The sequence below is a fragment of the Ensifer sp. ENS09 genome (assembly GCF_014852425.1).
Lineage (GTDB): Bacteria > Pseudomonadota > Alphaproteobacteria > Rhizobiales > Rhizobiaceae > Ensifer.
Genome location: NZ_JACVBP010000003.1, coordinates 18,001 through 44,740 on the forward strand (window position 1 = coordinate 18,001; position 26,740 = coordinate 44,740).

Sequence of the window (26,740 nt, forward strand, 5' to 3'; positions counted from 1 at the left end):
AGGAATCGGATGCTCGGGAGGAGCCGGGCATCGCAGGAGAGGTACCATGTCCATATTAGGGACAACTGAAAGACCGGTTGCCGGCCACGGGCTCAGGTTCGCAGAGAGCTTGGCCGGTTACGGCTTTCTGACGCCGTGGCTCATCGGCTTTTTTCTGCTGACGCTCGGGCCGGCGGTCGCTTCGTTCTACCTGTCTCTGACCGACTACAGCGGCCTTGGCGCAGCAAACTGGGTTGGAGCGGAAAATTACGTGCGCATCGCGACCGATGATCCACGCTTCTGGACCGCGATGAACGTGACCTTCACCTTCGTGCTGTTGTCCGTTCCCTTGAAGTTGCTCTTTGCGCTTGCTGTGGCCGTGGCGCTGAATAGGGGGCTTGAAGGCCTGTCGCTCTTTCGTGCGATCTTCTATCTGCCTTCGCTTGTGGGCGGCAGCGTCGCCGTGGCGGTCCTGTGGCGACAGGTGTTTGCCGGCGACGGATTGCTCAATCAGGCGCTCAACACGTTGTTCGGTTTCGAAGGGCCAAGCTGGATCTCGAACCCTTCGACGTCGCTCTATACGCTCGTTCTCCTGGCGGTCTGGCAGTTCGGATCCTCGATGATCATCTTTCTTGCCGGTCTGCGGCAGATCCCGCAGGACATGTACGAGGCGGCAAGCATCGATGGCGCCGGCAAGGCGCGGCAGTTCTTCAAGATCACCTTGCCGCTTTTGACGCCGGTGATCTTCTTCAATGCCGTGATCCTGACGATCGATGCCTTCAAGGCGTTTACCTCGGCCTTTGTCATCAGCGACGGAACCGGCGGCCCGATCGACTCCACGCTGTTTTATACGCTCTACCTCTACCAGGAGGCCTTCACCAATTTCCGCTTCGGCTATGCCTCGGCGCTGGCCTGGGTCCTGGTGCTCATCATCGCCTTCTTCACCGCCATGTCATTCCTGACGGCCAGGTTCTGGGTTCACTATGATGACTGATGCCGCTCTTTCGACGACCACCATCGCTTCGCGCGCTGACGCCGGCGCATCCGCCGCATCCCCGTGGAAACGTGCTCTGCTTTATGCGCTGCTCGTGGCGGTCAGCTTTCTCATGCTCTATCCGCTGCTCTGGATGGTGGCGAGCTCGTTCAAGCCGGACAGCGAGATCTTTACCTCGACGGGCCTGATCCCGACCGATCCGACGGTCGATGCCTATCGTCGCGGCTGGAGCGGCTTGAGCGTCGGCTTTGGCTGGATGTTCTTCAATTCGCTGGTGATTTCGCTGCTCGTCGTCATCGGCAATCTCTTTTCGTGCTCGATGGCCGCCTATGCCTTCACGCGGCTGCGTTTCAAGGGGCGCGGCTTCTGGTTCACACTGATGCTCGGCACCTTGATGATGCCGCAACATGCGGTCCTGATTCCGCAATACGTGATGTTCCTCAAGCTTGGCTGGGTGAACTCCATCCTGCCACTGGTGGTGCCGAAGTTCCTGGCGATCGACGCCTTCTTCATCTTCCTGATGGTGCAATTTTTCCGGGGCATCCCGCGCGAGCTCGACGAGGCGGCCATCATGGATGGTTGCGGCCCGTTGCGCATCTTCCTGAAGGTGATCCTGCCGCTCTCAACGCCGGTGTTGGCGACGGCAGCAGTCTTCTCGTTCATCTGGACCTGGGACGATTTCTTCGCGCCGCTCATTTACCTGAACGACATCGAAAAATATACCGCCCAGCTCGGTCTGCGCACCTTCGTCGACTCCACCGGGACGTCGGACTGGGGCTCGCTCTTTGCCATGTCGACGCTGACAGTGCTGCCAATCTTCATCCTCTTCATGCTGTTCCAGCGACTTCTGATCGAAGGCATCGCGACAACCGGCATGAAGCGCTGACATCAACTGGAATCGAGAGATAGGGACGGAAACGATGACGACGCTGGCTTTGAACAAGATCAAGAAGAGCTTTGGCAATCTCGACATCATCCGCGGCGTCGATCTGGCGATCGGGTCGGGAGAGTTCGTGGTTTTCGTCGGCCCATCGGGGTGCGGCAAGTCGACCCTTCTGCGCATGATCGCAGGGCTCGAGCCGATCAGCGGCGGCGAACTGTCGATCGGCGGCGAGCGCATGAACGAGAAGGAGGCGAGCCAGCGCGGCATCGCCATGGTCTTCCAGTCCTATGCGCTCTACCCGCATATGAGCGTCTACAAGAACATGTCCTTCGGTCTCGAAACGGCAAAGATGCCGAAGCCAGAGATCGACAGGCGGGTGCGCAAGGCGGCCGACATCCTGCAGATTACCCATCTGCTCGACCGTAAGCCGAAGCAGCTCTCCGGTGGCCAGCGGCAGCGCGTGGCGATCGGCCGGGCGATCGTGCGTGATCCGAAGATCTTCCTGTTCGACGAGCCGCTCTCCAACCTGGATGCGGAGCTTCGCGTCCAGACGCGCGTCGAGATTGCCAAGCTGCACAAGGACATCGGGGCGACGATGATCTACGTCACCCATGACCAGGTAGAGGCAATGACGCTTGCAGACCGTATCGTCGTCTTGCGCGCCGGGGTCATCGAACAGCACGGCACGCCGCTCGAGATCTATAACCGGCCCGCCAACCGCTTCGTCGCCGGCTTCATCGGCTCGCCCAAGATGAATTTCCTCGATGCCGTCGCCGGCGAAATCCGCGACGGTGGTATTTCGATCGATATTGCGGGCAGACATGCGCGGCTCCCGATCGAGGAGCACATCGCCGCTGGCACAAAGGTCAGCCTCGGCCTGCGGCCCGAACATATCAGTATCGATGCGACCGGCGGGCTCGAGCTCGGCGCGCTGACCGTCGTCCATGTCGAGCATCTAGGCGGTCAGACCATCGTTTACGGCCGGCTTGCCGACGGGCAGTCGCTGACGGTGGCGCTCGATGGCCAGCGCCCGATCACTGCCGGCTCGACGCTGGACGTCAGGATTGCTGCGGAAAACTGCCACCTGTTCGACGAGGCCGGCGACCGCATCGGCCATTAATCGCGAAGAGAGATCTCAAGAAACAAATCATGGAGGAGGAGAACATGATCAACAGACGCCACTTCTTGCGTAACGCCGCGCTTTTCGGGGCGGGCGCCACGCTGACGACAATGCCCGCGTTCCGCGCCTTTGCGGAGGAATCCATGCGCCTTTATTGGTGGGGTACGCCCAGCCGAGCCGAGCGCACGCTTGGCGTTGCCAAGCTCTTCGAGGCGGCGCATTCCGGTGCCAAGATCGTCGGCGAAGTGGGCGGGAGCGATTACTGGGCCAAACTGACGACGATGATTGCCGGTGGGAATGCTCCGGACATTTTCCAGCTCGAGCCCAGCCGCTTTGCCGATTATAGCCGCCGGTCCACCAACCTGCCGCTCAACGACTATCTCGGCAAGGTGATCCGTACGGACAAGCTGGTGCCAGGTGTGCTCGACCTCGGAACGGTCGACGGCAAGGTGACCGGCATGCCGCTGTCGCTGAACGCCTTTGCCATGATTTACGACGCTGATGCCGTCACGAAAGCAGGGCTTGCGCCGCCTTCGGCCAAGACCACCTGGGACGACTTTGCGAAGTTCTCAATCGACCTTACCAAGGCGATCGGCAAGAAGAACGTCTGGGCGGTTGGAAACGCGTCGCGCTACACATACGCCTTCGAGGCGTTTCTGCATCAGCGCGGTAAGAAGCTCTACACCGAAGCCGGAAAGCTCGGCTATGAGGCCGGCGATGCGGCCGATTGGTTCGGCTATTGGGAGAGCCTCACCAAGAACGGCGGCTGCGTGTCGGCGGAGATACAAGCGCTCGACAAGGTGCTGGTCGACAGCAATCCGCTGGCAAACGGCAACGCGGCCATCGCGATTGCCTTCTCAAACCAGCTGCCGGCCTTCCAGAAGATCTCCAAGAGCACGCTCGATATCACATCGCTACCGGTCAGCAGCGCCGATGGTCCCTCCGGCCTGTTCTATCGCCCCGGCTTGCACTGGTCGATCGCAAGCACCGCGAAGAACCCGGAGCTGGCAGCGCAATTCATCGACTTTTTCGTCAACGACCTGGATGCCGGCAAGATCCTTCAGGTCGAACGCGGCGTGCCCGTCAACACCGACGTTCAGACTGCCGTACTTCCCTCGATCGACCCCACGGCGAAAAAGACGGTCGACTACGTCAACGGCATCGCCGGCCGCGTCGGAGCCTACCCGCCGGCCGTGCCGCTCGGCGCCGGTGAGCTTGACGAGCGTGTTTTCCGGCCGCTCGCCGACAAGGTCGCCTTTGGCCAACTGACGCCTGCCGAAGCAGGCAGCGAGCTCGTTTCGTCGGCCGACCGCATTCTCAAGGCCTGAGCATCCGCTCGATTTTGCCGGGCTGCGCGGGAAATCATCCTTCCCGCGCAGCAATGTTTGAACGGAAGCTTTTCGCATGACCGACACGATCTTCCCCGAAACTCTCTTCAAGCCCTGGGCCGGCAATCCGCTGAAGGACCGCGCCGATGTCGAGGCCGCACTCAAGGCGCTGGTGGAGCCGGTTGAACAATATCGGTCCGCCGGTGGCGCACGCATCCGGCTGGACACGCATGCGGCGCATTTCGACCAGGCGTCCGCCGACATGGAGGGCTATTCGCGCCTGCTCTGGGGCCTGGCACCCGCCGAAGTCGGCGGCGCAACGTGGATCGATTGGACGCCGATCGCGCGCGGGCTCGCCAATGGCTGTGATCCGGCACACCCGGAATACTGGGGCGACCCGTTCGACCGCAGCCAGCGCCTGGTGGAATTGGCCGCGATCGGTTTTGCACTGAGGCTCGTACCGGAGAGGCTCTGGACACCCTTGTCCGAGGCGGAACAGCGCAACGTCGCTGCCTATCTGCTCAAAGGCCATGCCTGCGAATACAGCGACAACAATTGGAAGTTCTTCCGGCTGCTCGTCAGCATGGGTTTGAGACACGTCGGGGTCGACTGCGACCGAGAACTCGACGATGAGTACCGGCGGGAACTCGACGCGTTCTACCTCGGCGATGGCTGGTATCACGATGGGGATACGCGCCGCGCCGACCACTACATTCCCTTCGCCTTCCATTTCTACGGCTTGATCCTGGCCGTGCTTGATGGCGGCGACTGGACGAAAAGGTATCGCGAACGGGCCCGACTGATCGCCGCAGACATGGCGAGATGGTTTGCCGATGACGGGCCGGCGCTCTGCTTCGGCCGCTCGATGACCTATCGTTTTGCCATTGCCGGCTTCTTCGGCGCCATGGCGCTTGCAGGCGACGAGGAGATCCCCTTTGGCCAGCAGAAGGGTTATTTCCTGCGTCATCTGCGCTGGTGGGCGAAGCACCCCTTCGCCGCGCGCGATGGCGTGATGCCCGTCGGTTACGCCTATCCCAGCCTCATCATGTCGGAACCATACAATTCCGCGCAATCGCCCTATTGGGCGCTGAAGGCCTTCCTTCCGCTGATGCTGCCGGCGGACCATCCGTTCTGGGCGAGCGACGAGGGCGCCTGCCCGAAGCGATCCGCCGTCTCCACGCAGCCGCATATCGGTTTCCTGATTGCAAACCCGCCAGGGGATGCGATTGCGCTCTCCTGTGGCCAGCACACGAGCGCCGAGAACACCTTCATCCGCTTCGCGCCCGAGAAATACGCGAAGTTCGCCTATTCGGCGCGCTACGGTTTCAGCGTCGAGAACGATCTCTGGCGGTTCGATAATTCCGTGTTCGAATCCATGATCGGCTTCAGCGACGACGGCGTGCATTTCCGCGTGCGCGAAACCAACGAGGAAGCATTGGTCGCCGACAATCTTCTCTATGCGCGTTGGCGGTCCTTTGCCGATGTCTCGGTCGAGACCTGGCTTTACTGGGACGGCGAATTTCAGGTCCGGTTTCACCGCATCGACACGCCGCGGCCGCTCGCCACCATTGAAGGCGGCTTTGCAGTCGGGCGAGACGCCGGCGAAGTTTGCAAACAGGATGTCGGCCGCGCTGTGGTTGCCACGGCGACGGACCTGTCAGCGATCCTCGACATCGGTTCGACGGTTCATCGTGAAGGCCGCTGCCATATCGCTGCCCCGAACACCAACCTGGTTTCCGCAAAAACCTTGGTTCCGCAATTGCGCGGCACCGTTCCAGCCGGCGTCAGCACGCTCGCCGTGGCCGTGCTTGCGCAGGCCGACGCGTCACAGGGCACAAGGAAACTGTCCCGCTTGCCTCGAGCACCCGACGTCGAAGCGCTGCGACGGCGCCTGCGTGAGACGGGGACCGCCGTAACGCTAATGCGCGGCGTGCCGCTCTGACCTCCCTCGATCCTCCCACAACGACCGAAAGACTTGATATGACGATCCCCGATTTTACAACCCGCCACGCCATCGATCCGCTTGCTGCCGCTGCGATGGGGACCGACGAGCTGCGCCACAATTTCCACATCGGCGATCTGTTTGCGAGCGATCGCGTTAACCTCACCTATACCCATTACGACCGCATGGTGATCGGTGGGGCGATGCCGGTAGAGGGGGAGCTGACGCTCGAAGCCATCAAGCCGATGGGAACGAAGACGTTTCTCGAGCGCCGCGAGTTGATCGCCGTCAACATCGGCGGGCCGGGACGGGCCGTCGTTTCCGGCAAGAGCCATGCGCTCGGCCCCCGTGACATGATCTATGTCGGCATGGGAGCGGACGTGGTGTTTTCGTCGGACGACCGGTCGAAGCCGGCAAAGTTCTATCTGTTGTCGGCCCCGGCGCACCGTACTTGCCCGACGGCGCTGCTGACGATCGCGGGCGCGAAGCGGCTCGATCTCGGCAGTCTGGAAACATCGAACGAACGATCGATCTTTCAGTTCACCAATGGGATCGAGACCTGCCAGCTGGTCGTCGGCATGACGGAACTCAAGAAGGGATCGGTGTGGAACACGATGCCGGCGCACATCCATGATCGACGCATGGAGGTCTATCTCTATTTCGATCTTCCGGAGCCGGCGCGGGTTTTCCATTTTCTCGGCGAGCCTTCCGAGACCCGTCACATCGTGATGGCCAATGAGGAGGCCGTGCTGTCGCCGGTCTGGTCGATCCATTCCGGTTGCGGCACCGCCAGCTATGCCTTCATCTGGGCGATGGCGGGCGACAATGTCGACTACACCGACGCCGACCCGGTGCCGATGGAGACGCTGCGATGAGCGATCTCTCGGCCTTCAGCCTCGAAGGCAAGCGCGTGCTGGTCACGGGCGCCAACACCGGGATCGGACAAGGCATCGCGGTGTCGATCGGCCGGGCCGGCGGTGAAGTGATCGCGGTCGGGCGCTCGTCGATGGCCGAGACGGTCGAAAAGGTCGAGGCGGCGGGCGGCCGGATCCTTCCGGTTGCCTGCGATCTCGCCGATGGAGATGCGGTCAAAACGTTGATTGACCGCGTTTGGGGACAGTGCGGGCCATTGGACGGACTGGTCAACAATGCCGGCATCATTCGTCGGTCGGCCTCCACCGAACTCTCGCAGGCCGACTGGGATGACGTGATCGACCTCAATCTCAAGGCGGCGTTTCTTCTTTGCCAGGCCTATGGCCGAAAACTCCTGGACGAGAAGCGGGCCGGGCGGATCGTCAATATCGCCTCGCTGTTGTCCTTTCAGGGCGGCATTCGTGTCGCGTCCTATACTGCCTCAAAACATGGGGTGCTCGGCATTACCCGCATCCTTGCCAACGAATGGGCAAGCCAGGGCATCAACGTCAACGCGATCGCACCTGGCTACATCGTCTCCAACAACACCGAGGCGTTGCGCGCGGATGCGGACCGCTCGGCGGCAATCCTGGACCGTATTCCTGCCGGCCGCTGGGGCACGCCTGAGGATATCGGCGAGGCTGCGGTGTTTCTTTTGGCGCCGGCATCGCGCTACATGCATGGCGCGGTCGTCCCGGTCGACGGTGGCTGGTTGGCGCGATGAATTGCGTCGCTGCCGTCCGGGTGATGATCAGGCCGGTGCAGCGGTGAGCCTGCGGGCAATGTCGAAAAAGGCGCTGACCAGTTTTCCGTTGCTACGCTCGCGCAAGCAGATGAGTGCTTCGTCCATCAGCATCTCGGGCGCGTCGATCTCGATGGGAATGAGGCGGCTGTCCTGGCCGAACTCTGCCGACGATACGAAGCCGACGCCGCCGCCGGCGGCGACGATCTCGCGCACCGCTTCGCGACCTTCGGCTTCGATGAGCGGCGTCAGTTGCACGCCGCATTGCTGCGACATCGTTTCGAGCTTTTGCCGCGTCTTGGAGCCTTGCTCGCGCATGACCAGGGGGTGTTTCACGAGTTCGGCAAAAGTCACCTTTTTCTTGCCTTGCAGCGGGTAGTCGCGGCTCGCAAAGGCGATAATCGGCGTGGAGTTGAGTTTCAGAATGTCGAAGTCGCTCGACTGCGGGATCTCGCCGAGAACGCCGATGTCCGCTTCATAGGCGTGCAGGCTGGTGATGACGGTTTCGGTGTTGCCGGAATCGATCGAGACCTGGACGGTCGGATAGGTGCGCCGGAAGGCGGCAAGGATATGCAGCAGGTGGTGGGCGGCATCGGCAACGATCCGCAGTTTTCCCGCTCTCAGCGCCCGTGATTCCGACAAGAGATCGAGCGCCTGCTGCTCGACGTCGAACATGCGGCGGGTGACTTCCAGGAGCTGTTGGCCGGCCTGGGTCAGCGTCACCTGCTTCTTGTTCCGGTTGAAGAGGAGGACATCATATTCTTCCTCGAGCTTGCGCACCTGGTCCGAGACCGCCGGCTGGGTGAGGAAGAGCGCCTCGGCGGCACGCGAGAAGCCGCCGTGGATGGCGACGTTGTGAAAGGCGCGGAGCTGGACATAGCGCATGCGTACGGCGCCTCTTTGAATAGATTTGATCGATGGTTTGATTAAAACGAACGATTTGATTTATGTAAAGCGGGCGCGGATAGTTTTCGGATTGCACCTCTATCCGGAGCGCGCCTCATGAACCTCCCGGCCGTCGTCCTCGAGCTCGCCGCCGCCACCGTCCTCCTGCTCTACGCCGTCAGCCTCGTGAAAAAGGGTGTCGAGGCAGCGGCAGGCGACATCGTCGCGCGCACCGTCGGCGGCGCCGGTGGACGACCGCGTGCGGCCATCTGCGGCTGCGCCGTTGCCATTGCGCTACAGAGTTCGACCGCGGTCGCCATGCTTGCCGCCGGTTTTGCCGTCAGCGGTGCGCTGGCGCTTGATACAGGCCTGGCGGTGCTGCTTGGCGCCGATCTCGGCTCGGCGCTCGTCGTCAAGATCCTGTCCTTCGACCTGCATTGGCTGGCGCCGCTTCTGATCGCCGTCGGCGGTCTCGCGCATCTGAAGGCATCGACCCGCAAGACGGTGGAAACCGGGCGCGCCCTGCTCGGCATCGGTCTGCTGCTGCTCTCGTTGCAGATGATCGGCCATGCGACGCAGCCGCTCTCGCAGAGCCCGATGCTGCCTTCCGTCGTCGCCTTCATCGGCAAGGATGCCTTGACCGTGATGATCCTTGCTGCCGTCTTCACCTGGGCGCTGCACTCCAGCGTGGCGGCGATCCTCTTGATCCTGACCTTTGCCGTGAAGGGCATCGTGCCCCTGGAGGTCGGCATTCCCCTGGTGCTCGGCGTCAACGTCGGCGGCGGGCTCATCGCACTCTGGCTGACCCGCGGCCTACCGGTCGAAGGCCGGCGCCTGCCGCTTGGCAATCTCCTCTTCCGCGCCCTGTTCGGCGCAGCGATCTTCGGCCTTTTTTCGCTGCATTCTCCGTTCGACTGGCTGCCCGGGGAGACCGTGGCGGGCAAGCTCGTCAATCTGCATGTGCTCTTCAACGCTGCCCTGGTGCTCGTCGGGGTGATCTTCTGCGGCCCGATGGCGCGCCTCGTTCGGTTGCTGATGCCGCAGGCCGCCGGTGCCAATGACCGAGCGGCTCATGTGAGCGCCCTTGACCCGGCGCTGATCGACAAACCGGCGCAGGCGCTCGCGGCCGCGGCACGCGAGGTGCTCCACATGGGCAATCTTATCGCCCGGATGCTGGAGCCCGTCATGACCGTCATTCACGCGCCGACACCGCAGGCGGTGAAGGCGCTCAGAAGCATCGACGGCGACATCCACGTGGCCCATAGCGCGATCAAGCTCTACATCGCCGCCGTCAACCGCGGCGTCCTCACTGAAGACCAATCGCGACGCGGCATCGAACTCACCGAAGCGGCGATCCATCTCGAATATGCCGGAGACGTCGTCGCAAAGAGCCTTCTGCAAATGGCCGAGGAGCGGCTTGCGGGCGCAGGCACCTTCTCGCAGGAGGGATGGCAGGAGCTCACTTTGCTGCATGCGGCCGTGTCGTCCAACGTCAGGCTGGCGGCCAATCTTCTCGTCTCCCCGGACCCGGTGATCGCGCGCGAAATGGTTCGGCAGAAGGAACATGTGCGTCGGTTGGTCGAAGAGAGCAGCAAATGCCATCTGGAACGGCTTCGGCAAGGCATCGCGACCAGCATCCTTTCGAGCGACATGCACCTGGAGATCGTTCGGGCGCTGAAGGAGGTCAATTCGCTGGTGACGACCATGGCTTATCCGCGCCTGCGTGAGAGTGGCGACCTTCTGGAAAGCCGGCTGGTGCCGGCCGCCTAGATGTATAATTTCTATCGATAGATTGATACAAAAGAACGATTTTACAGATAGATCTTTCCGCCCCATTGTCGTTCTCGAACACGCCAACCGCGAGGACGGACAATGCCAAACACCGCTTCTGAAAGAACCATCGCGCCCCTGGAAACGCCAAGGCTGGGCGAGCCTTATCTCCTGACCCCCGGTCCGCTGACCACGGCCTATCAGGTCAAGGAAGCCATGCTGCGGGACTGGGGTTCCTGGGATGGCGATTTCCGGGCAATGACCGCCAAGCTCCGCCAGGAACTGCTGGAGATCGCCGGCGATACCAAGGGCGAGTGCGATTGCGTGCCGATGCAGGGCAGCGGCTCGTTTTCGGTCGAGGCCATGCTCGGCAGCTTCGTCCCGAAGGACGGCAAGGTGCTGGTGCTGATGAACGGCGCCTATGGCAAGCGCATTGCCCAGACGCTTTCCTATCTCGGTCGTGACCATGTGACGATCGACAAGGGCGACTACATGCCCCCGCGCGGTCCGGAGGTTGCAGCGGCACTCGATGCCGACCCTGCTATCACCCATGTCGTGGTCGTCCATTGCGAAACGAGTTCCGGCATCCTCAATCCGCTGAAGGAGATTTCCGACACGGTCTACTCCCGTGGCCGCAAGCTGCTCGTCGACTCCATGAGCGCCTTCGGCGCAGTGCCGGCCGGTATTGGCGATTTCCGCTACGAGGCGATCGTTTCTTCCGCCAACAAGTGCATCGAGGGTGTGCCCGGCTTCGGCTTCGTCATCGCCCGCAAGAGCGAGCTGGAGGCCGCAAAGGGGCGTAGCCATTCGCTCAGCCTCGATGTGCACGCGCAGTGGGACTACATGAACAAGACGGGCCAGTGGCGCTTCACGCCGCCGACCCACGTGGTCGCGGCTTTCCTGGAAGCCTTGCGCCTGCATCGGGAAGAGGGCGGAGTCGCCGGTCGTGGAGCCCGCTATGCCCGCAACCGCGACGTCATGGTCGCTGGCATGCGCGAGGCCGGCTTCGAGACGCTGCTTGCCGACCAGTGGCTGTCGCCGATCATCGTCACCTTCTTCAGCCCGGCGCATCCCGCCTTCGCCTTCGATCGCTTCTACGACCTGATGAAGGACAAAGGCTTCATCATCTATCCGGGCAAGCTGACCGTGGTCGACAGTTTCCGCGTCGGCTGCATCGGCCGCATGGACGAGCATGTCATGCGCCGTGTGGTCGATGCCGCCCGCAACTCACTCTCCGAAATGGGCGTCGACAGCGCCGCTCCCCCGGCCGTCGCCCTTGAAGAACGCCGCCGTCTCGCCGCCTGAACTGAGGAAATTACGATGAACAAGATGTCCAAGATCACCGTTACCGCCAATCGCCGCACCTATCCCTGGCCGAATGTCCCGGCCATCGCCATCTGCCTCGACGGCTGCGAACCGGCCTATCTCGACGAAGCCATCAAGGCTGGGCTGATGCCGACGCTCGAGCGCATCCGCAAGATCGGGACGGAGCGCACCGCGCTCAGCGTTATCCCGAGCTTCACCAACCCGAACAACCTTTCCATCGCCACCGGCCGGCCGCCGGCGATCCACGGCATCTGCGGCAACTATCTCTACGAGCCGCAGACCGGCAACGAAGTGATGATGAACGATCCGCGCTTCCTGCGCGCGCCGACGATCTTCAAGGCGTTCTACGATGCCGGTGCGAAGGTCGCCGTGGTGACGGCGAAGGACAAGCTCAGGGCGCTGCTTGGCCACGGGCTCAAGTTCGACGAGGGCAGGGCAATCTGCTTCTCGTCTGAAAAGGCCGACAAGACGACCAAGGCGGAAAACGGCCTGGACAATGCCTCGGCCTGGCTTGGTCGTCCGGTGCCGGAAGTCTATTCGGCGGATCTCTCCGAATTCGTCTTTGCCGCCGGCGTCAAGCTGCTCAAGGAATTCCGCCCTGACGTCATGTACCTGACGACGACCGACTATGTGCAGCACAAATATGCGCCGGGCGTTCCACAGGCGAATGCCTTCTATGAGATGTTCGACAAGTACCTGACCGAACTCGACGCGCTTGGCGCGGCCATCATCGTCACGGCCGACCACGGCATGAAGCCGAAGCACAAGGCGGACGGTTCGCCTGACGTCATCTATGTACAGGACCTGCTCGACCAATGGCTCGGAAAGGACGCGGCCCGCGTCATCCTGCCGATCACCGACCCCTATGTCGTGCATCACGGCGCACTCGGCTCGTTTGCCACGGCCTACCTGCCCGAAGGTGCGGACAAGGAGGAGATCATCGAGCGGCTGCAGGCGATCGAAGGCATCGATGTGGTGCTTTCCCGCCCGGAAGCCTGCGTACGCTTCGAGTTGCCGGACGACCGGATCGGCGATCTCGTGCTGATTTCGTCGGAAAACAAGACGCTCGGCACCAGCGAACATCGCCATGATCTGGCGGCACTGAACGAACCGTTGCGCTCGCATGGTGGTCTGACCGAACAGGCGGTGCCGTTCATCGCCAACCGCAAGCTGCCCGAATTGCTGACATCCGCATCGCTGCGCAATTTCGATGCGTTCTACTACGCGCTCGTCGCCGCAGCCCAGACAGCACACTAGGGAGGGAGCGATGACCAAGGTGGAAACGGCATTTGCAATTCGCCACGAGCCCATGCGCATCGCCGGCAAGGCGGTCGATACCGAAGGGCGCGTCGAGGTGCGCTACCCCTTCAACGATGCCGTCATCGGCACGGTGCCGGCGGGCAGCGCCGAGCATGCCCGCAAGGCCTTCGAGATCGCGGCTGCCTACCAGCCGAAGCTGACGCGCTACGAGCGCCAGCGTATCCTGCTCAAGGCCGCGGACCTGCTCGTTGCCCGCAAGGAGGAGATTTCCGATCTGATCACGTTGGAGCTCGGGATCTCCAAACAGGACTCGCTCTACGAGGTCGGCCGTGCCTTCGACGTGCTGACGCTTTCGGGGCAGATGTGCATCCATGACGACGGCGAGATCTTCTCCTGCGACCTCACCCCGCACGGCAAGGCGCGCAAGATCTTCACCACACGCGAACCGCTCAACGCCATTTCGGCAATCACGCCGTTCAACCACCCGCTCAACATGGTGGCGCACAAGGTGGCGCCGGCGGTCGCGACGAACAATTGCGTGGTGCTGAAGCCCACCGAGCTGACGCCGATGACGGCGCTGATCTTCGCCGACATTCTCTATGAGGCCGGCCTGCCACCGGAAATGCTCTCGGTCGTGACCGGCTGGCCGGCCGATATCGGCATGGAGATGATCACCAATCCGAATTTCGACCTCATTACCTTTACCGGCAGCGTTCCTGTCGGCAAGCTGATCGCGGCTCACGCCCACTACAAGCGGCAGATCCTGGAGCTCGGCGGCAATGACCCGCTGATCATCCTTAACGATCTCTCGGACGCCGATCTCGCCAGGGCGGCGGATCTGGCCGTTGCCGGCGCGACGAAGAATTCCGGCCAGCGCTGCACGGCAGTAAAGCGCATCCTTTGCCAGGAAAGCGTTGCCGATCGTTTCGTGCCGCTGGTGTTGGAGCGGGCGAAAAAGCTGAAGTTCGGCGATCCGATGGATCGCGCGACGGACCTTGGCACGGTCGTCCATGCCAAGGCCGCGGAAGTCTTCGAAAAGCGGGTGCACCGGGCAGCGGAAGAGGGGGCGGAGATCCTCTACGATCCCGGTCGCAAGGGCGCCCTCCTGCCGCCGATCGTCGTCGACAGGGTCAAGCATTCGAGCGAATTGGTGATGGAGGAAACCTTCGCGCCGATCATACCGATCGTGCGCGCACCGGATGACGACGACGCGCTGATCGCGCTCTCGAACTCGACCGCCTTCGGCCTCTCGTCCGGCGTCTGCACCAACGACTTCCGGCGCATGCAGAAGTACATCGCGGGCCTCAAGGTCGGCACGGTCAACATCTGGGAAGTGCCGGGCTACCGCATCGAGATGAGCCCCTTCGGCGGCATCAAGGATTCGGGCAACGGCTACAAGGAAGGCGTCATCGAGGCGATGAAGAGCTTTACCAACGTCAAGACCTTCTCTTTGCCATGGTGATCTGACGCGCTTCCCCCGCAGGTTCACCCCTCTGGGAGCTGCCGTGGCGGCTCCCTTTTTTATTGAACGCCGGACCGTCGCCGCAGCTCGTTTCCCGCGCAATCGTCGATTTGCCTCTTCGTTTTGCAGGTCGGGCGACGTTGTCCTGGGCGTTGCTCATGGCTTCATCGTCTGCCTGCCGGCTTGCCTCGTTTTGCGGCAGAGCATCCATAGTTTTTATCTTCTGAACGATAAGAATAATAAATTTTACTTACCAGAAACCGCTGCGCAGAATGGTTCCCGAAGCCGATCACAACAGGGCAGCAGCAAGATTGCCCGCCGTGCTTCCCCGGTATTTCCAGGACTTCAGAGGAGAACTTCAACATGAACAGACGCATGCTCATCATGCTTGCCAGTGCTGCTTCCGCTGTGCTTCCCGCCGTCGCTTTTGCTGAAACCCAGCTGACTGTCTACACCGCCGTCGAGGCCGTCGACCTTGACCGCTACAAGGCGACCTTCGAGAAGGCGCACCCGGATATCAAGATCAACTGGGTGCGCGATTCCACCGGCGTCATGACGGCAAAGCTGCTGGCCGAAAAGGACAACCCGCAGGCCGACGTGGTCTGGGGGCTCGCCGCCACCTCGCTCTTGCTCCTGAAAACCGAAGGCATGCTCGAGCCCTACAAGCCGGCCGGCGTCGAGGCGCTCGACCCGAAATTCGTCGACCAGGACACGCCGCCGAGCTGGGTCGGCATGGACGCCTATGTCGCAGCTCTTTGCTACAACACGGCCGAAGGTGAAAAGCTCGGCCTCAAGCCGCCGACGAGTTGGAAGGACCTGACGAACCCCGAATACAAGGGGCATGTGGTGATGCCGAACCCGGCATCCTCGGGCACCGGCTTCCTCGACGTTTCGGGCTGGATGCAGATGTGGGGTGACGAGAAGGCCTGGGACTTCATGGACAAGCTCCACCAGAACATCTCCGCCTACACCCATTCCGGTTCCAAGCCGTGCAAGATGGCAGGCGCCGGCGAAGCGGTGATCGGCGTGTCCTTCGAGTTCCCGGGCGCCAAGGCCAAGAGCGCCGGTGCACCGATCGACATCATCTTCCCCGCCGAAGGTTCGGGCTGGGAGGCGGAGGCAACCGCGATCATCGCCGGCACGGCAAATCTCGAAGCCGCGAAGACCCTGGTCGACTGGTCGGTCACCAAGGAAGCCAACGAGATGTACAATGCCGGCTATGCCGTCGTTGCCTATCCGGGCGTCGCCAAGCAGGTCGAGCACCTGCCGGACGACATTGCATCCAGGATGATCGTCAACGATTTCGAGTGGGCCGCCAACAACCGCGCGGCAATCCTCAAGGAATGGCAGAAGCGTTACGACGCCAAGTCTGAGCCGAAGAGCTGAGCCTGATCGGCCGGGCGCAGCGCGATTGCGCTGCGCCCGCTCGCATTCTCCTGAGATTCCTCAAGCCAGCGGAGCTTGCAGATGAGGCATGCCCTGTCGATCGAACCGACACCAACCAGCCGTTCGCTGACTGCCGATTACGCGGCGACGGACACCGCCCCCTATCTGCAGATTTCGGACCTGTGGAAGACCTATGGCGATTTCGTCGCGCTGCGCGATATTTCGCTCTCCATTGCCAGGGGTGAGTTCATCTGTTTCCTCGGCCCCTCCGGCTGCGGCAAGACTACGCTGCTTCGGGCGATTGCCGGTCTCGATCTTCAGACCAAGGGCGCCATCCTGCAGGACGGACGCAACATCTCGACGCTACCGGCCTCGAGCCGCGACTATGGCATCGTCTTCCAGTCCTACGCGCTCTTTCCCAACCTGACCATCGAACAGAACATCGCCTTCGGCCTGGAAAACACAGGTCGATCGAAGGCTGGTGTTGCATCCCGGGTCGCCGAACTCCTGGAAACCGTCGGCCTTTCCGCTCACGGCAAAAAATATCCGGCCCAACTTTCCGGCGGCCAGCAGCAGCGCATCGCGCTTGCCCGCGCCATCGCCATTTCGCCGGGGCTATTGTTGCTCGACGAACCGCTTTCGGCACTCGACGCCAAGGTCCGCGTGCATCTTCGCCATGAGATCAAGGCGCTGCAGCGAAAGCTCGGCGTCACCACCATCATGGTGACGCACGACCAGGAGGAGGCGCTCGCCATGGCCGACCGGATCGTCGTCATGAACCACGGCGTCATCGAGCAGGTCGGCTCGCCGACCGAAATCTACCGTCATCCCGAGACGCTGTTCGTCGCCGACTTCATCGGCGAGACCAACCAGTTCGAAGCCCGTGTACTCGGAGACGGCGAAGTCGAGATCGGCCACTCTGCCTTCTGCTGTTCGACGGAGGATTTTTCCACCGGCCATGCGGCAACGGCAGTCGTTCGCCCGGTCGACATTATTCCCCACGGAGCGGATGCCCATGCCGTCAACGCCAGCGACCGGCCGGCCACACCGCAAAACCTGATTGACGCCGAGGTGCGCGAGATGGAGTTCCTCGGCATGTTCTGGCGCACGCGCCTGACGGCACCCCGTCTCGGCGAACGCACGCTGGTTGCCGACTTCTCGGTCAACGCGGTCAGACGTCTGCGGATCGAAACCGGCGGCGCTATCCAGGTGGAGATCCCGCGCGAGCGCCTGCTGCTCTATCCGAGGGGTGCCGGACGATGAACATGGTTCTGGAAGCACCCCACCTTCCCCTGATCGGCAAGCGGCTGCGCCAGGAGTCCTCCAAAGACGATCGCGTCAAGCTCGGCTTCATGGCGGTCATCGGGCTCTATCTGGTGGTGGCACTCGGCGCACCGCTCTTCGTGATGCTGTCGAAGTCGCTTTCGACCTATAGGTTCGAGCTTTCAGCCTTCGAGTTCCAGGTGAGCGACGAGACCGGTGCGAACTGGGGTCCAATCGCTAGCGCCGAAGACCTGAACCGTACACTCGTTGCCGTGACGGAAGCCGAGCTGTCGGTGAGTTCCGACGGGCGGCTTGCGGCCACGAAGTTCTTCCCGGAGTTCAAATTCCGCAGTCCCGTCCACTACCGCATTCGCGGCACCAGCGATGACGCGGCCTTCCTGGTCGGCTCCACGCTGGAGAAGGGCACGGAGTGGCGCGAATACGATTCCGGCACGTTCCGGCGTGTTGTGCTCCGGCCCGCACGCAGCCTCGGCTTCGAGAATTTCAGCACGTACTTCTCGACGCCAGCCCTTGCCCAGTCGATCTACAATTCCGTGCTGATGGCGGTCATCAGCACCGTGTTCACGGTCGCGATCGCCTTTACGCTCGCTTTTGGGCTGACACGAAGCTGCATGCCGTTGAAAGGGCTCTTTCGCGGCATCCTGACGATCCCGATCCTCGTCCCCTCGCTGCTGCCGGGCATCGCGCTCGTCTATCTCTTCGGCAATCAGGGGGTCTTCAAGGACTGGCTGCTCGGCTATTCCATCTATGGACCGATCGGCATCGTCATCGGCTCGATCTTCTTCACCCTGCCGCACGCCTTTCTGATCATCCTGACCGCCCTTTCCGTCGCCGATGCTCGGCACTACGAGGCAGCGGCTTCGTTGAAGGCCAGCAAATGGCGCACGTTTACGACGGTCACGGTGCCCGGCGCGCGCTACGGGATCGTCTCGGCAGCCTTCGTCGTCTTCACGCTTGTGATCACCGATTTCGGCTTGCCCAAGGTGATCGGCGGGCAATACGGTATGCTCGCGGTCGATATCTACAAGCAGGTGATCGGCCAGCAGAACTTCGAGATGGGAGCCGTCGTTTCCGTCATCCTGCTCGTGCCGGCGGTGCTTGCGTTCTATGTCGACCAGCGCATGCAGAAACGTCAGGTGGCGCTCCTGTCGGCGCGCGCCGTGCCCTACACGCCCAAACGCAATGCTCGCACGGATACGCTCTGCTTTGCCTTCGCCTGCCTGGTCAGCCTGTTCATTCTCGGCATGATCGCCATGTGCCAGATCGCAGCGGTCGTGAAATTCTGGCCCTATGACCTGACGCTGACAGCCAAGAACTTCGCGTTCGACCTGATGGATGGTGGCGGTTGGGCCGCCTATGGCAACTCGATCCAGCTCGCATTGCTGACGGCGCTCTTCGGTTCGGTCATCGTCTTTGCCGGCGCCTACATGGTCGAGAAGGCAGATGGCTTCCGCTTCGGCCGCGGCCTGTTTCATTTCCTCGCAATGATGCCGATGGCCGTGCCCGGCATGGTGCTCGGCCTTGCCTATATCTTCTTCTTCAACAACCCGGCCAATCCACTGCACCCGATCTACGGCACGATGACGATCCTGGTCGTTTCGACCGTGACGCACTTCTACACGGTCGCGCACCTGACCGCGTTGACGGCACTGAAGCAGATGGACCCGGAATTCGAATCCGTCGCCGCCTCGCTGAAGCAGCCTTTCCATCGGCTGTTCTTTCGGGTCACGGTGCCGGTCTGCCTACCGGCGATCCTCAACATCGCGATCTATCTCTTCGTCAATGCGATGACGACCGTCTCGGCGGTGGTGTTTCTCTACTCGACCGATACGAAACTCGCGTCGGTTGCCGTACTCAACATGGATGACGCCGGCGACATCGCGCCGGCGGCGGCCATGGGCATGATGATCTTCTACACGAACGTTGCGGCCAAGCTTGTCCACGCGCTGATCTCCCGCGGCTTGCTCGCCCGCACCCAGGCCTGGCGCTAAGTCGCTTCCAGGCCTTTGCAAAGCGCCGCCTCCCTTCGCTCTGAAGGGGGCGGCGCTTTTTCTGCGCCCCTCCCTAAGCCACCCGGAGCTCCGCCATCACAGCCTTGCGGCCGCTTCCGGTGCGCAGGCGCTCCATCTCGTTGAGACGTGAACGCTGCGGCGTAAGGCCGTAGCGTTCGCGGTAGGTTCGGGAAAAGTGCGAGGCGGTGGAAAAGCCGCAGGCGACTGCGATCTCGATGACCTGAAGGGAGGAGGTGAGCAGCAGCAGGTGGGCGCGCTCCAGCCGCAGGTCAAGATAGTAGCGCGCCGGCGTGCGGCCCATTTCCCTTCGAAACAGGCGCTCGATCTGGCGCCGGGACAATCCGGTCGATGGTGACATGTCGGCGAGCTTCAACGGCTCGGCAAGATTTGCCTCCATCTTTTCGATGACACGGATCAATAGCGGATTGTCGATGCCGAGGCGCGCCTGCAGCGGCAGGCGCTGGCGCTCGCCGGTCTCGCGCAGCCGCTCACAGAGCGCTGCCTCGCAGATACGGGTGGCCACGTCCCGACCAAGGTCCGCTTCGATGATGTGCAGGAACATGTCGAAGGGCGCGTTGCCGCCGGCGCAGGTGTAGATCCCGCCGTCGATTTCGAATGCGGTCTGGTGCGCGTCTGCGACGAAAAACCGTTCGGAGAAATCGGGAAAGTGTTCCCAGTGGACGGCGCAGCGACGCTCATCAAGCAGCCCCGCACGCGCCAGGCAGTAGACGCCGCCGCCAAACCCGGCGAGGCACGCATTGCTGCGCGCGCCTGATCGCAGCCAGGCCTCAAGGGCCCTGTCGGCCGGCGGCTTCGTGCGGCCGCCGCAGACGACGACGAAGCCTGTGTCGGTACCGCGGCCAAACCGGGTGCGTTCGGCCGAGAGCGGCCCCGCTGCCGGGATGCCTGTGCCGCAGGATGAGATGGCGGGTTCACCATCTGCCGTTACCAGGTGCCAGCCGTATATCGGGCGGCCGACAACGTCATTGGCAAGACGCAGCGCTTCGATCGCTGCCGAAAAGCCATGCAGGGCGAACCCATCGAGGAGGTAGAAGGTGAAGTGGCGAGCCTGCGCACATGCCTGTTGCATTGTCTCTTCCTGATCACGAAAGGCGTCAACGTGGTACGACTGGGGAATAATAGTTACATTATGCAACATTTCGCATCGTTGCCAATCCCCGTTTGAGCGAGGATCCAATGAAATTCGCTTGAATCCGGGGAGGTGAAGTGGTTTTGCGCGTGCGTCGCGGCGTGGACAGGCACCGCAGCTTGTCAAATGGACAAAAATGAACACAGATAGTCACATGTCAGAACAACAAAACGCTCGCGCTCTTGCTCCTCGCCGTCACGGCGAGATCCTCAGACGTCTTGCAGTCGACGGTACCGTTGGTATTAGCGAGCTTGCGGACTTCTTCGATGTTTCGCGTCAGACCATCAGGCGCGACCTGAAGCTTCTTGCCGATCGCGGCCAGCTCGATCTCGTCCATGGCGGCGCCACCCTGTTCGAGCCAACCGAGGCAGCCTTTGTCGAGCGGCGGGAGGAGAATGCCGGACCAAAAGCGCTGATCGGCCGCGCGGCGGCAGGTCTCGTGCGCGACGGCATGGTGATCTTCCTTGATTCCGGCACGACGACGCTTGCTGTGGCCCATGCTCTGGCTGGGCGAAAAAACCTAACGATTTGTACGACTTCTCTATCGATTGCCCTGTTGATGTGCCGGCAGCCCCAGGTGCGCGTCCATATGCTCGGCGGCGAAATAGATCCGGATGAAGAAGCGGCCATCGGTATCGATGCGCTCGAGGCCATCAGCCATTTCCGTGTCGACGTCGCGTTCTTGGGCGGCGGCGGCCTGTCGCCGGATGGCGAGGTGACCGACTTTACCCGCAGCGGCGCCGAGCAGCGCTCGCGCATGGTGGCAACGGCGGCCAAGGCCTATTTCGTCCTCGACAGTTCCAAGTTCGGGCGGCTGACGCCGTTGCGTATTCCCCGGTTCGAAGCGGCGGCCGGGGTGATTGTCGACCGGCATCCGCCGGAGGCAATCCGCGAGGCGCTTGAGCGCAAAGGTCCAGCCTTGGTCGTCGCAGAATTATGAAATGTAATATTTTGTAACTTTATGTCTTGTTCTTTACCCGCATTTTGTTACCGTGCGGCCTTCCATGGGTTCGGGAGGTCGTTTCATGGCACAGGAATTTCCAACGCATGCGCAGGTCGTCATCGTCGGTGGCGGTATCATCGGCTGCTCGGTCGCCTATCACTTGACCAAGCTTGGCTGGAACGACGTCGTTTTGCTGGAGCAGGGGCAGCTGAGCGGTGGCACGACCTGGCATGCGGCCGGTCTCGTCGGTCAGCTGCGCAGCCACGCCAACATGACGGGTCTGATCAAATACTCGACCAAGCTCTATAGCGAGCTGGAGTCCGAAACCGGACTTGCCACCGGCTGGAAGAATTGTGGCTCGCTCTCGGTTGCCCGCACGCAAGACCGCATGACCGTGTTGAAACGCACGGCCGCCTCGGCCCGTGCACAAGGTGTGGCGATCGAGGTGATCTCGCCGAAGGAGGCGCAGGATCTCTGGCCGGTCATGGCGATCGACGATCTCGTCGGCGCCGTCTGGCTGCCGGGCGACGGCAAGGCCAATCCGACCGATCTCACCCAGTCGCTCGCCAAGGGCGCACGCAATCGTGGTGCGCGGGTGATCGAACGCGTCCGGGTCACCGGCATTTCGACCAAGAACGGCGCCGTCACCGGCGTCGAAACCGATCGGGGCGCCATTGCCGCGGAGATCGTCGTCAACTGTGCCGGACAATGGGCGCGCAAGGTCGGCCAGATGTGTGGCGTCACCGTGCCGCTGCACTCGGCCGAGCATATGTACATCGTCACCGGCCGCATCGAGGGCGTGCATCCGGATCTGCCGGTCATGCGCGATCCCGACGGCTACATCTATTTCAAGGAGGAAGTCGGCGGGCTCATCATGGGCGGCTTCGAGCCGGAAGCCAAGCCCTGGGGCATGGCCGGCATTCCCGATGATTTCGAGTTTGCGCTTCTGCCTGACGATTGGGACCAGTTCGAAATCCTGATGCACAATGCGCTACAGCGTGTGCCGCAGCTTGCGACGTCAGAAGTGAAGAAGTTCTACAATGGCCCGGAGAGTTTTACTGCGGACAACAACTTCATTCTCGGCGAGGCGCCGGAACTGAAGAACTTTTTTGTCGGCGCAGGCTTCAACTCCATGGGCATTGCCAGCGCCGGCGGGGCCGGACGGGCGCTTGCTGAGTGGATCGTCAACCGCGCGCCGACCATGGATCTTTGGCCGGTCGATATCCGTCGCTTCGCCGGCTTCAACAACAATCCGCGTTGGCTGCACGATCGCGTCAAGGAAACGCTCGGTCTGCACTATGCGATGCCCTGGCCAAATCGGGAGCTCGATACGGCGCGCCCCTTCCGCCGCTCGCCTCTCTACGATCGCCTTGCCGCCAAGGGCGCGTGCTTCGGCTCGAAAATGGGATGGGAACGGGCCAACTGGTTTGCCGCGCAAGGCGAGCGCCCGGTGACCGAGCATTCCTTCGGTCGGCAGAACTGGCATGAAGCGGTCAGGCGCGAGATGAAGGCGACGCGCGACGCTGCCGGCATTTTCGACCAGACCTCCTTCGCCAAGCTGCTTGTCCAGGGGCGGGATGCGGCAGCGGCGCTCAATCGCATCTGCGCTGCCGACATCGACGGCGAGATCGGCCGTTCCGTCTATACCGGCCTCTTGAACGCCCGGGGCGGCTACGAGAGCGACCTGACCGTCATGCGACTTGCCGCCGATCGCTTCTTGCTGGTCACAGGTTCGGCCCAAGCGGTGCATGATGCGGACTGGATCCGCAAGAACCTTGCCGCGGACGCCCACGTGACTTTGACCGACGTGACGTCGTCCTATGCAGTCCTGGCGCTGATGGGGCCGAAGTCGCGCGAAATTCTCGCGAAGCTCACCTCGGCCGATATCTCGAACGAGGGCTTTCCCTTCGCGACCATTCGCGAGATCGATATCGGCTACGCCACGGCTTTTGCCAACCGCATGACCTATGTCGGCGAACTCGGCTGGGAACTGATCGTGCCGACAGAATTCGCGGTTGGTGTTTACGAGGCGCTGCACGAGGTCGGTCGCGCGTTCGGCCTCATGGATTGCGGCTACTATGCGCTTGAGGCGTTGCGGCTGGAGAAGGGTTATCGCGCCTGGAGCCGGGAACTGACACCCGACATCAACCCCTACGAGGCCGGTCTTGCCTTTGCTGTTGCTCTGGGAAAACCCGACGGCTTCGTCGGCCGCGATGCGCTCGTGGCTGCAAAGACGAAGGGCACGCCGTCGCGTCGCATCGTGCAGTTTACGCTCGACGATCCCTTGCCGATGCTTTGGGGCGGCGAACTGATCCTGCGTGCGGGAAAACCGGTCGGCGAGGTCCGCTCTGCCGCCTACGGTCACACGCTCGGGCGTTCGGTCGCACTCGGACTGCTCGAAAACCCCGAAGGCGTGGACAAAACCTTCCTCGAGGGGGAGCGCTTCGAGATCGATCTTGCCGGCGTTCGTTATGCCGCGACGGCGCATGTGGCGCCGGCCTACGATCCGCGTGCGCTGAAGGTCAAGATTTAGACCACCGTCTGTGACACGGCGAATTGCGCGCGTTGATCTTTCCGCGAGCCTGTCTAGGCGGGCTCGCGTTCCAGCAGGAGCTTTGCCGTCTGCCAAAGATCTTCGACCCTCCGGCTGCGCGTTGCGGCGTGACGGTAGAGGCGAATTTCGAGGTCGAGATTCCAGCCCCGATCCGCGGAAGCGGGTACGAGAGCCCCCGCATCGATCGCGTCACGGGCGAGGCTTTCGGGCAGCCAGCAAACGCCGGCACCCGTCATCGCCATGTTCATCAGCCCTGCGCTGATCGTGTTTTCATGCGTGGTGCGACGCCGAAAGGGCGGGCGCCGCAGCATGAGACGCGAAAGGGCGACACCGAAGAAGGAATTGAACCCGTAGCTCAGATAGGGAATGGAGAGCCGCGGCTGCGCCACGGCCCGATCGAGGATGTGCAGTCCCGGTAGCGTGCCATCGGGGGTGGAGACCTTTGCCGCGGCGAGCGGGATCAGCCGGTCATGGGCGATCGTCAACGACGAGAATTGTGCGCGGTCGAGATGGAACGGCACCTCCGAATGCGCATAGGTCAGGAAGAAATCCGCCTCGTCGCCGATCAGGGCGTCAAGATTGGCCTCGATGCCGCCGCGGTCGGGCATCAGCGAGGTGCTGAAGGCGCCACCTGCATTTTCCAGCAGTTTGAGCCAGCCCGGGAAGATCGTTACCGTCAGCGTATGGAGCGCGGCAAAGCGGATGAGGCCTTCTTCGTGCGACGGGCGCAGCGACTCGCGTGCTGCATAGAAGGTTCGGATTGCCTCCTGTGCTATGGGCAGGAAATTGCGACCTGCCGACGTCAGTTCCGCCGGCATGGTGGCGCGGTTGATCAGCGTTGCGCCGAGCCAGCGCTCCAGCTGTTTGATGCGACGGCTGAAGGCAGGCTGAGTCACGTTGCGCAACTCGGCAGCGCGCGAAAAACTCGATGTGTCGGCAAGTGTCACGAAGTCCTCCAGCCACTTGATCTCCATGCCCAGATCTCCCCTGCGTTGCAGCTGAGGGGATCATAAGTCCTTGGAAAGAAATCGCTATGCCGATATTGCATCAGCCTTTGCTAAAAGCGAATTAGCCAAACCCCGACAAACCTTCCACGTTGCGCCCAAGGCAAACAGTTCTGATTTCGAGGCAGCGAGGAGGCTCACGAAATCAAGCTGATAACAAAAGGGGGATTGTTAATGGCCTTCCAGCTTCACGCTGATCTTATTCTGCACAACGGCCGTATCTGGCGGGGCAGGGAGGAGGGGACCAGCGAGGCCGTTGCCATCTGGCAGGGCAAGGTTCTGGCGACCGGTAGCGATGCCGAGATGGCGAGCCTCAAGGGGCCGCATACCGAGGTGATCGATCTCGAAGGCCGTTTTGCCAGCCCCGGTCTCATCGACAATCACCTGCACCTGATTTCCACCGGCATCACCATGGGCTGGGTCGATGCGACGCCTGCCGCCGCGCCGACACTTGCCGCCCTTATGGAAAAGCTCGCTGAACGCGCCGCCGCCACGCCGAAAGGCGCCTGGGTGCGGGCGCGGGGCTATGATCAGGTCAAGCTCGATGTCGGCCGGCATCCGACCCGCGAGGAGCTCGACCGCGCCGCGCCGGATCATCCCGTGCTTTTGACGCGCGCCTGCGGCCATGTGGCCATCGCGAATTCGCTGGCGCTGAGCCTGGCCGGTGTCACCGAGGCGACGCCGGTGCCCGACGGCGGAGTGATCGGCACCACGGACGGGCGCCTCAACGGGTTCCTGGCGGAAAACGCGCAGAACCTCATCAAGACGGCCATTCCCGAGGTAACGACGGAGGAATTGATCGACGGCATCGAGCGGGCAGGGCGCTATCTTCTGTCGCTCGGCATTACGAGCTGCATGGATGCGGCGGTCGGCCAACTCGCCGGCTTTGCCGAAATCCAGGCCTATGAGATGGCCAAGCTTTCCGGCCGCTTGCCGGTGCGCGTGTGGTTGACGCTGCTGGGCGATCCCGGCGTCTCGATCGTCGAGGATTCCTGGCGGGCGGGGCTTATTTCCGGCGCGGGTGACGACCTGTTGCGCGTCGGTGCCGTGAAGATCTTCCTCGACGGCTCGGCCGGCGGGCGCACCGCCTGGATGACGAAGCCCTATCTCGGCGAGCCCGACAATCTCGGAGTGCAGATGCTGCCGGATGCCGACGTCGAGGCGATCGTCAAATCCTGCCACGACCGCGGCTATCAGATGGCCTGCCACGCGATCGGCGACGGTGCGATCGAGCAGCTGGTCACCGCCTATGAAAAGGCGCTGGCCGCCAATCCCGATCCGGATCGGCGTCATCGCATCGAGCATTGTGGCTTCTCGAGCCCCGAGCAGGATCGGCGCATGAAGGCGGCCGGCATTCTGCCGGCGCCGCAGATGGCCTTCATCCACGACTTCGGCGACAGCTACATCTCGGTGCTGGGCGATGAGCGCGGCAAGGCGTCCTACCAGATCGGCACCTGGATGCGCATGGGCCTCAAGCCCTCGACAGGCTCGGACTCGCCGGTCTGCTCCCCCGACCCCTTCCCGAACCTTCACGCCATGATCACGCGCAAGACCGGCAAGGGCACCGTGATGGTGGAGACGGAGAAGCTGAGCCGCGAGGAAGCGTTGCAGGCCTACACGGAGTATGGCGCCTATTCGCAGAAGGCCGAGGGCGTGAAGGGCAAACTGGTGCCGGGCCAATGGGCCGACATTGCCGTCTTCGACAACGACCTGCTGGAAGCACCGGCGGACACCATCCTCTCAGGCACACGCTGCCTGATGACCCTGCTTGCAGGCCGCGTCGTGCATGACGCGCGCTGACGGC

The 26,740-nt window shown here is 62.4% G+C and carries 20 protein-coding genes; 17 read left to right on the forward strand and 3 right to left on the reverse strand.

All coding sequences use genetic code 11. From position 1 onward, the window contains the following. Window positions 1-46: 46 nt before the first annotated feature. From IB267_RS15185 to kduD, 7 genes are all read left to right on the forward strand, one after another. Window positions 47-973 carry a carbohydrate ABC transporter permease gene (locus tag IB267_RS15185; RefSeq protein ID WP_192448360.1) on the forward strand — a complete coding sequence of 309 codons (927 nt, stop codon included), beginning with the start codon at window positions 47-49 and terminating at the stop codon, window positions 971-973. 112 nt (window positions 974-1,085) lie between these two features. Beyond that, entirely contained in the window at window positions 1,086-1,859 is a 774-nt protein-coding gene (locus tag IB267_RS15190; protein ID WP_223737547.1) for a carbohydrate ABC transporter permease, read from the forward strand. Window positions 1,860-1,893: 34 nt separating this feature from the next. Further along, window positions 1,894-2,976, forward strand: a complete 1,083-nt coding sequence (locus IB267_RS15195; protein ID WP_192448361.1) for an ABC transporter ATP-binding protein — start codon at window positions 1,894-1,896, stop codon at window positions 2,974-2,976. Window positions 2,977-3,020: 44 nt separating this feature from the next. After that, window positions 3,021-4,304, forward strand: coding sequence for an ABC transporter substrate-binding protein (locus IB267_RS15200; protein ID WP_192448362.1), 1,284 nt, complete (start codon window positions 3,021-3,023; stop codon window positions 4,302-4,304). Window positions 4,305-4,380: 76 nt separating this feature from the next. Then, window positions 4,381-6,246, forward strand: a complete 1,866-nt coding sequence (locus tag IB267_RS15205) for a DUF2264 domain-containing protein (protein WP_192448363.1) — start codon at window positions 4,381-4,383, stop codon at window positions 6,244-6,246. Between the two features lie 38 nt (window positions 6,247-6,284). Next, a complete protein-coding gene (gene kduI, locus IB267_RS15210; protein ID WP_192448364.1) occupies window positions 6,285-7,121 on the forward strand; it encodes a 5-dehydro-4-deoxy-D-glucuronate isomerase in 837 nt (278 codons plus the stop codon). Beyond that, window positions 7,118-7,882 (forward strand): 2-dehydro-3-deoxy-D-gluconate 5-dehydrogenase KduD, encoded by a 765-nt coding sequence (kduD, locus tag IB267_RS15215; protein ID WP_192448365.1) that lies wholly within the window; start codon window positions 7,118-7,120, stop codon window positions 7,880-7,882. The genes kduI and kduD overlap by 4 nt, the downstream gene beginning before the upstream one ends. A 27-nt stretch (window positions 7,883-7,909) precedes the next feature. On the opposite strand, the gene IB267_RS15220 is transcribed toward kduD, so the two are convergent. Continuing rightward, window positions 7,910-8,785: a LysR substrate-binding domain-containing protein gene (locus IB267_RS15220; protein WP_192448366.1), complete on the reverse strand. Its 876-nt coding sequence runs from the start codon at window positions 8,783-8,785 to the stop codon at window positions 7,910-7,912. Window positions 8,786-8,902: 117 nt separating this feature from the next. Here IB267_RS15220 and IB267_RS15225 point away from each other — a divergent pair, with 117 nt between their 5' ends. From IB267_RS15225 to IB267_RS15255, 7 genes are all read left to right on the forward strand, one after another. Further along, window positions 8,903-10,555, forward strand: coding sequence for a Na/Pi cotransporter family protein (locus IB267_RS15225; RefSeq protein ID WP_192448367.1), 1,653 nt, complete (start codon window positions 8,903-8,905; stop codon window positions 10,553-10,555). A 102-nt stretch (window positions 10,556-10,657) separates the two neighbouring features. Then, a complete protein-coding gene (locus tag IB267_RS15230; protein ID WP_192448368.1) occupies window positions 10,658-11,860 on the forward strand; it encodes a 2-aminoethylphosphonate--pyruvate transaminase in 1,203 nt (400 codons plus the stop codon). A gap of 15 nt (window positions 11,861-11,875) precedes the next feature. Next, the gene (gene phnA, locus IB267_RS15235) at window positions 11,876-13,138 is read left to right on the forward strand and encodes a phosphonoacetate hydrolase (RefSeq protein ID WP_192448369.1); all 1,263 of its coding nucleotides are present in this window, start codon (window positions 11,876-11,878) and stop codon (window positions 13,136-13,138) included. Between the two features lie 10 nt (window positions 13,139-13,148). After that, window positions 13,149-14,603, forward strand: coding sequence for a phosphonoacetaldehyde dehydrogenase (gene phnY / locus IB267_RS15240; RefSeq protein ID WP_192448370.1), 1,455 nt, complete (start codon window positions 13,149-13,151; stop codon window positions 14,601-14,603). Between the two features lie 363 nt (window positions 14,604-14,966). Beyond that, window positions 14,967-15,989: a putative 2-aminoethylphosphonate ABC transporter substrate-binding protein gene (locus IB267_RS15245; RefSeq protein ID WP_043616072.1), complete on the forward strand. Its 1,023-nt coding sequence runs from the start codon at window positions 14,967-14,969 to the stop codon at window positions 15,987-15,989. Between the two features lie 81 nt (window positions 15,990-16,070). Further along, the gene (locus IB267_RS15250) at window positions 16,071-17,252 is read left to right on the forward strand and encodes a putative 2-aminoethylphosphonate ABC transporter ATP-binding protein (RefSeq protein ID WP_192448371.1); all 1,182 of its coding nucleotides are present in this window, start codon (window positions 16,071-16,073) and stop codon (window positions 17,250-17,252) included. Then, window positions 17,249-19,264, forward strand: coding sequence for a putative 2-aminoethylphosphonate ABC transporter permease subunit (locus IB267_RS15255; RefSeq protein WP_371742543.1), 2,016 nt, complete (start codon window positions 17,249-17,251; stop codon window positions 19,262-19,264). Before IB267_RS15250 ends, IB267_RS15255 begins: the two co-directional genes overlap by 4 nt. Before the next feature lie 73 nt (window positions 19,265-19,337). On the opposite strand, the gene IB267_RS15260 is transcribed toward IB267_RS15255, so the two are convergent. Then, window positions 19,338-20,375, reverse strand: a complete 1,038-nt coding sequence (locus IB267_RS15260; protein WP_192448372.1) for a GlxA family transcriptional regulator — start codon at window positions 20,373-20,375, stop codon at window positions 19,338-19,340. 214 nt (window positions 20,376-20,589) lie between these two features. On the opposite strand from IB267_RS15260, the gene IB267_RS15265 reads away from it, so the two are divergent. Beyond that, window positions 20,590-21,375 (forward strand): DeoR/GlpR family DNA-binding transcription regulator, encoded by a 786-nt coding sequence (locus IB267_RS15265; RefSeq protein ID WP_192448373.1) that lies wholly within the window; start codon window positions 20,590-20,592, stop codon window positions 21,373-21,375. An 85-nt stretch (window positions 21,376-21,460) separates the two neighbouring features. Beyond that, complete coding sequence (locus tag IB267_RS15270; RefSeq protein WP_192448374.1) at window positions 21,461-23,911, forward strand: FAD-dependent oxidoreductase; 2,451 nt, start codon at window positions 21,461-21,463, stop codon at window positions 23,909-23,911. A 53-nt stretch (window positions 23,912-23,964) separates the two neighbouring features. Here IB267_RS15270 and IB267_RS15275 read toward each other — a convergent pair whose 3' ends face one another. Further along, window positions 23,965-24,906, reverse strand: coding sequence for a LysR family transcriptional regulator (locus tag IB267_RS15275; protein WP_192448375.1), 942 nt, complete (start codon window positions 24,904-24,906; stop codon window positions 23,965-23,967). Window positions 24,907-25,110: 204 nt separating this feature from the next. Here IB267_RS15275 and IB267_RS15280 point away from each other — a divergent pair, with 204 nt between their 5' ends. Next, a complete protein-coding gene (locus IB267_RS15280; RefSeq protein ID WP_192448376.1) occupies window positions 25,111-26,736 on the forward strand; it encodes an amidohydrolase in 1,626 nt (541 codons plus the stop codon). Window positions 26,737-26,740: the final 4 nt, after the last annotated feature.

Bases quoted from the DNA above. Each gene is read 5' to 3' on its own strand.
- IB267_RS15185 (WP_192448360.1), top strand. From the start codon at position 47: ATGTCCATATTAGGGACAACTGAAAGACCGGTTGCCGGCCACGGGCTC.
- IB267_RS15190 (WP_223737547.1), top strand. From the start codon at position 1,086: ATGCTCTATCCGCTGCTCTGGATGGTGGCGAGCTCGTTCAAGCCGGAC.
- IB267_RS15195 (WP_192448361.1), top strand. From the start codon at position 1,894: ATGACGACGCTGGCTTTGAACAAGATCAAGAAGAGCTTTGGCAATCTC.
- IB267_RS15200 (WP_192448362.1), top strand. From the start codon at position 3,021: ATGATCAACAGACGCCACTTCTTGCGTAACGCCGCGCTTTTCGGGGCG.
- IB267_RS15205 (WP_192448363.1), top strand. From the start codon at position 4,381: ATGACCGACACGATCTTCCCCGAAACTCTCTTCAAGCCCTGGGCCGGC.
- kduI (WP_192448364.1), top strand. From the start codon at position 6,285: ATGACGATCCCCGATTTTACAACCCGCCACGCCATCGATCCGCTTGCT.
- kduD (WP_192448365.1), top strand. From the start codon at position 7,118: ATGAGCGATCTCTCGGCCTTCAGCCTCGAAGGCAAGCGCGTGCTGGTC.
- IB267_RS15220 (WP_192448366.1), bottom strand. From the start codon at position 8,785: ATGCGCTATGTCCAGCTCCGCGCCTTTCACAACGTCGCCATCCACGGC.
- IB267_RS15225 (WP_192448367.1), top strand. From the start codon at position 8,903: ATGAACCTCCCGGCCGTCGTCCTCGAGCTCGCCGCCGCCACCGTCCTC.
- IB267_RS15230 (WP_192448368.1), top strand. From the start codon at position 10,658: ATGCCAAACACCGCTTCTGAAAGAACCATCGCGCCCCTGGAAACGCCA.
- phnA (WP_192448369.1), top strand. From the start codon at position 11,876: ATGAACAAGATGTCCAAGATCACCGTTACCGCCAATCGCCGCACCTAT.
- phnY (WP_192448370.1), top strand. From the start codon at position 13,149: ATGACCAAGGTGGAAACGGCATTTGCAATTCGCCACGAGCCCATGCGC.
- IB267_RS15245 (WP_043616072.1), top strand. From the start codon at position 14,967: ATGAACAGACGCATGCTCATCATGCTTGCCAGTGCTGCTTCCGCTGTG.
- IB267_RS15250 (WP_192448371.1), top strand. From the start codon at position 16,071: ATGAGGCATGCCCTGTCGATCGAACCGACACCAACCAGCCGTTCGCTG.
- IB267_RS15255 (WP_371742543.1), top strand. From the start codon at position 17,249: ATGAACATGGTTCTGGAAGCACCCCACCTTCCCCTGATCGGCAAGCGG.
- IB267_RS15260 (WP_192448372.1), bottom strand. From the start codon at position 20,375: ATGCAACAGGCATGTGCGCAGGCTCGCCACTTCACCTTCTACCTCCTC.
- IB267_RS15265 (WP_192448373.1), top strand. From the start codon at position 20,590: ATGTCAGAACAACAAAACGCTCGCGCTCTTGCTCCTCGCCGTCACGGC.
- IB267_RS15270 (WP_192448374.1), top strand. From the start codon at position 21,461: ATGGCACAGGAATTTCCAACGCATGCGCAGGTCGTCATCGTCGGTGGC.
- IB267_RS15275 (WP_192448375.1), bottom strand. From the start codon at position 24,906: ATGGAGATCAAGTGGCTGGAGGACTTCGTGACACTTGCCGACACATCG.
- IB267_RS15280 (WP_192448376.1), top strand. From the start codon at position 25,111: ATGGCCTTCCAGCTTCACGCTGATCTTATTCTGCACAACGGCCGTATC.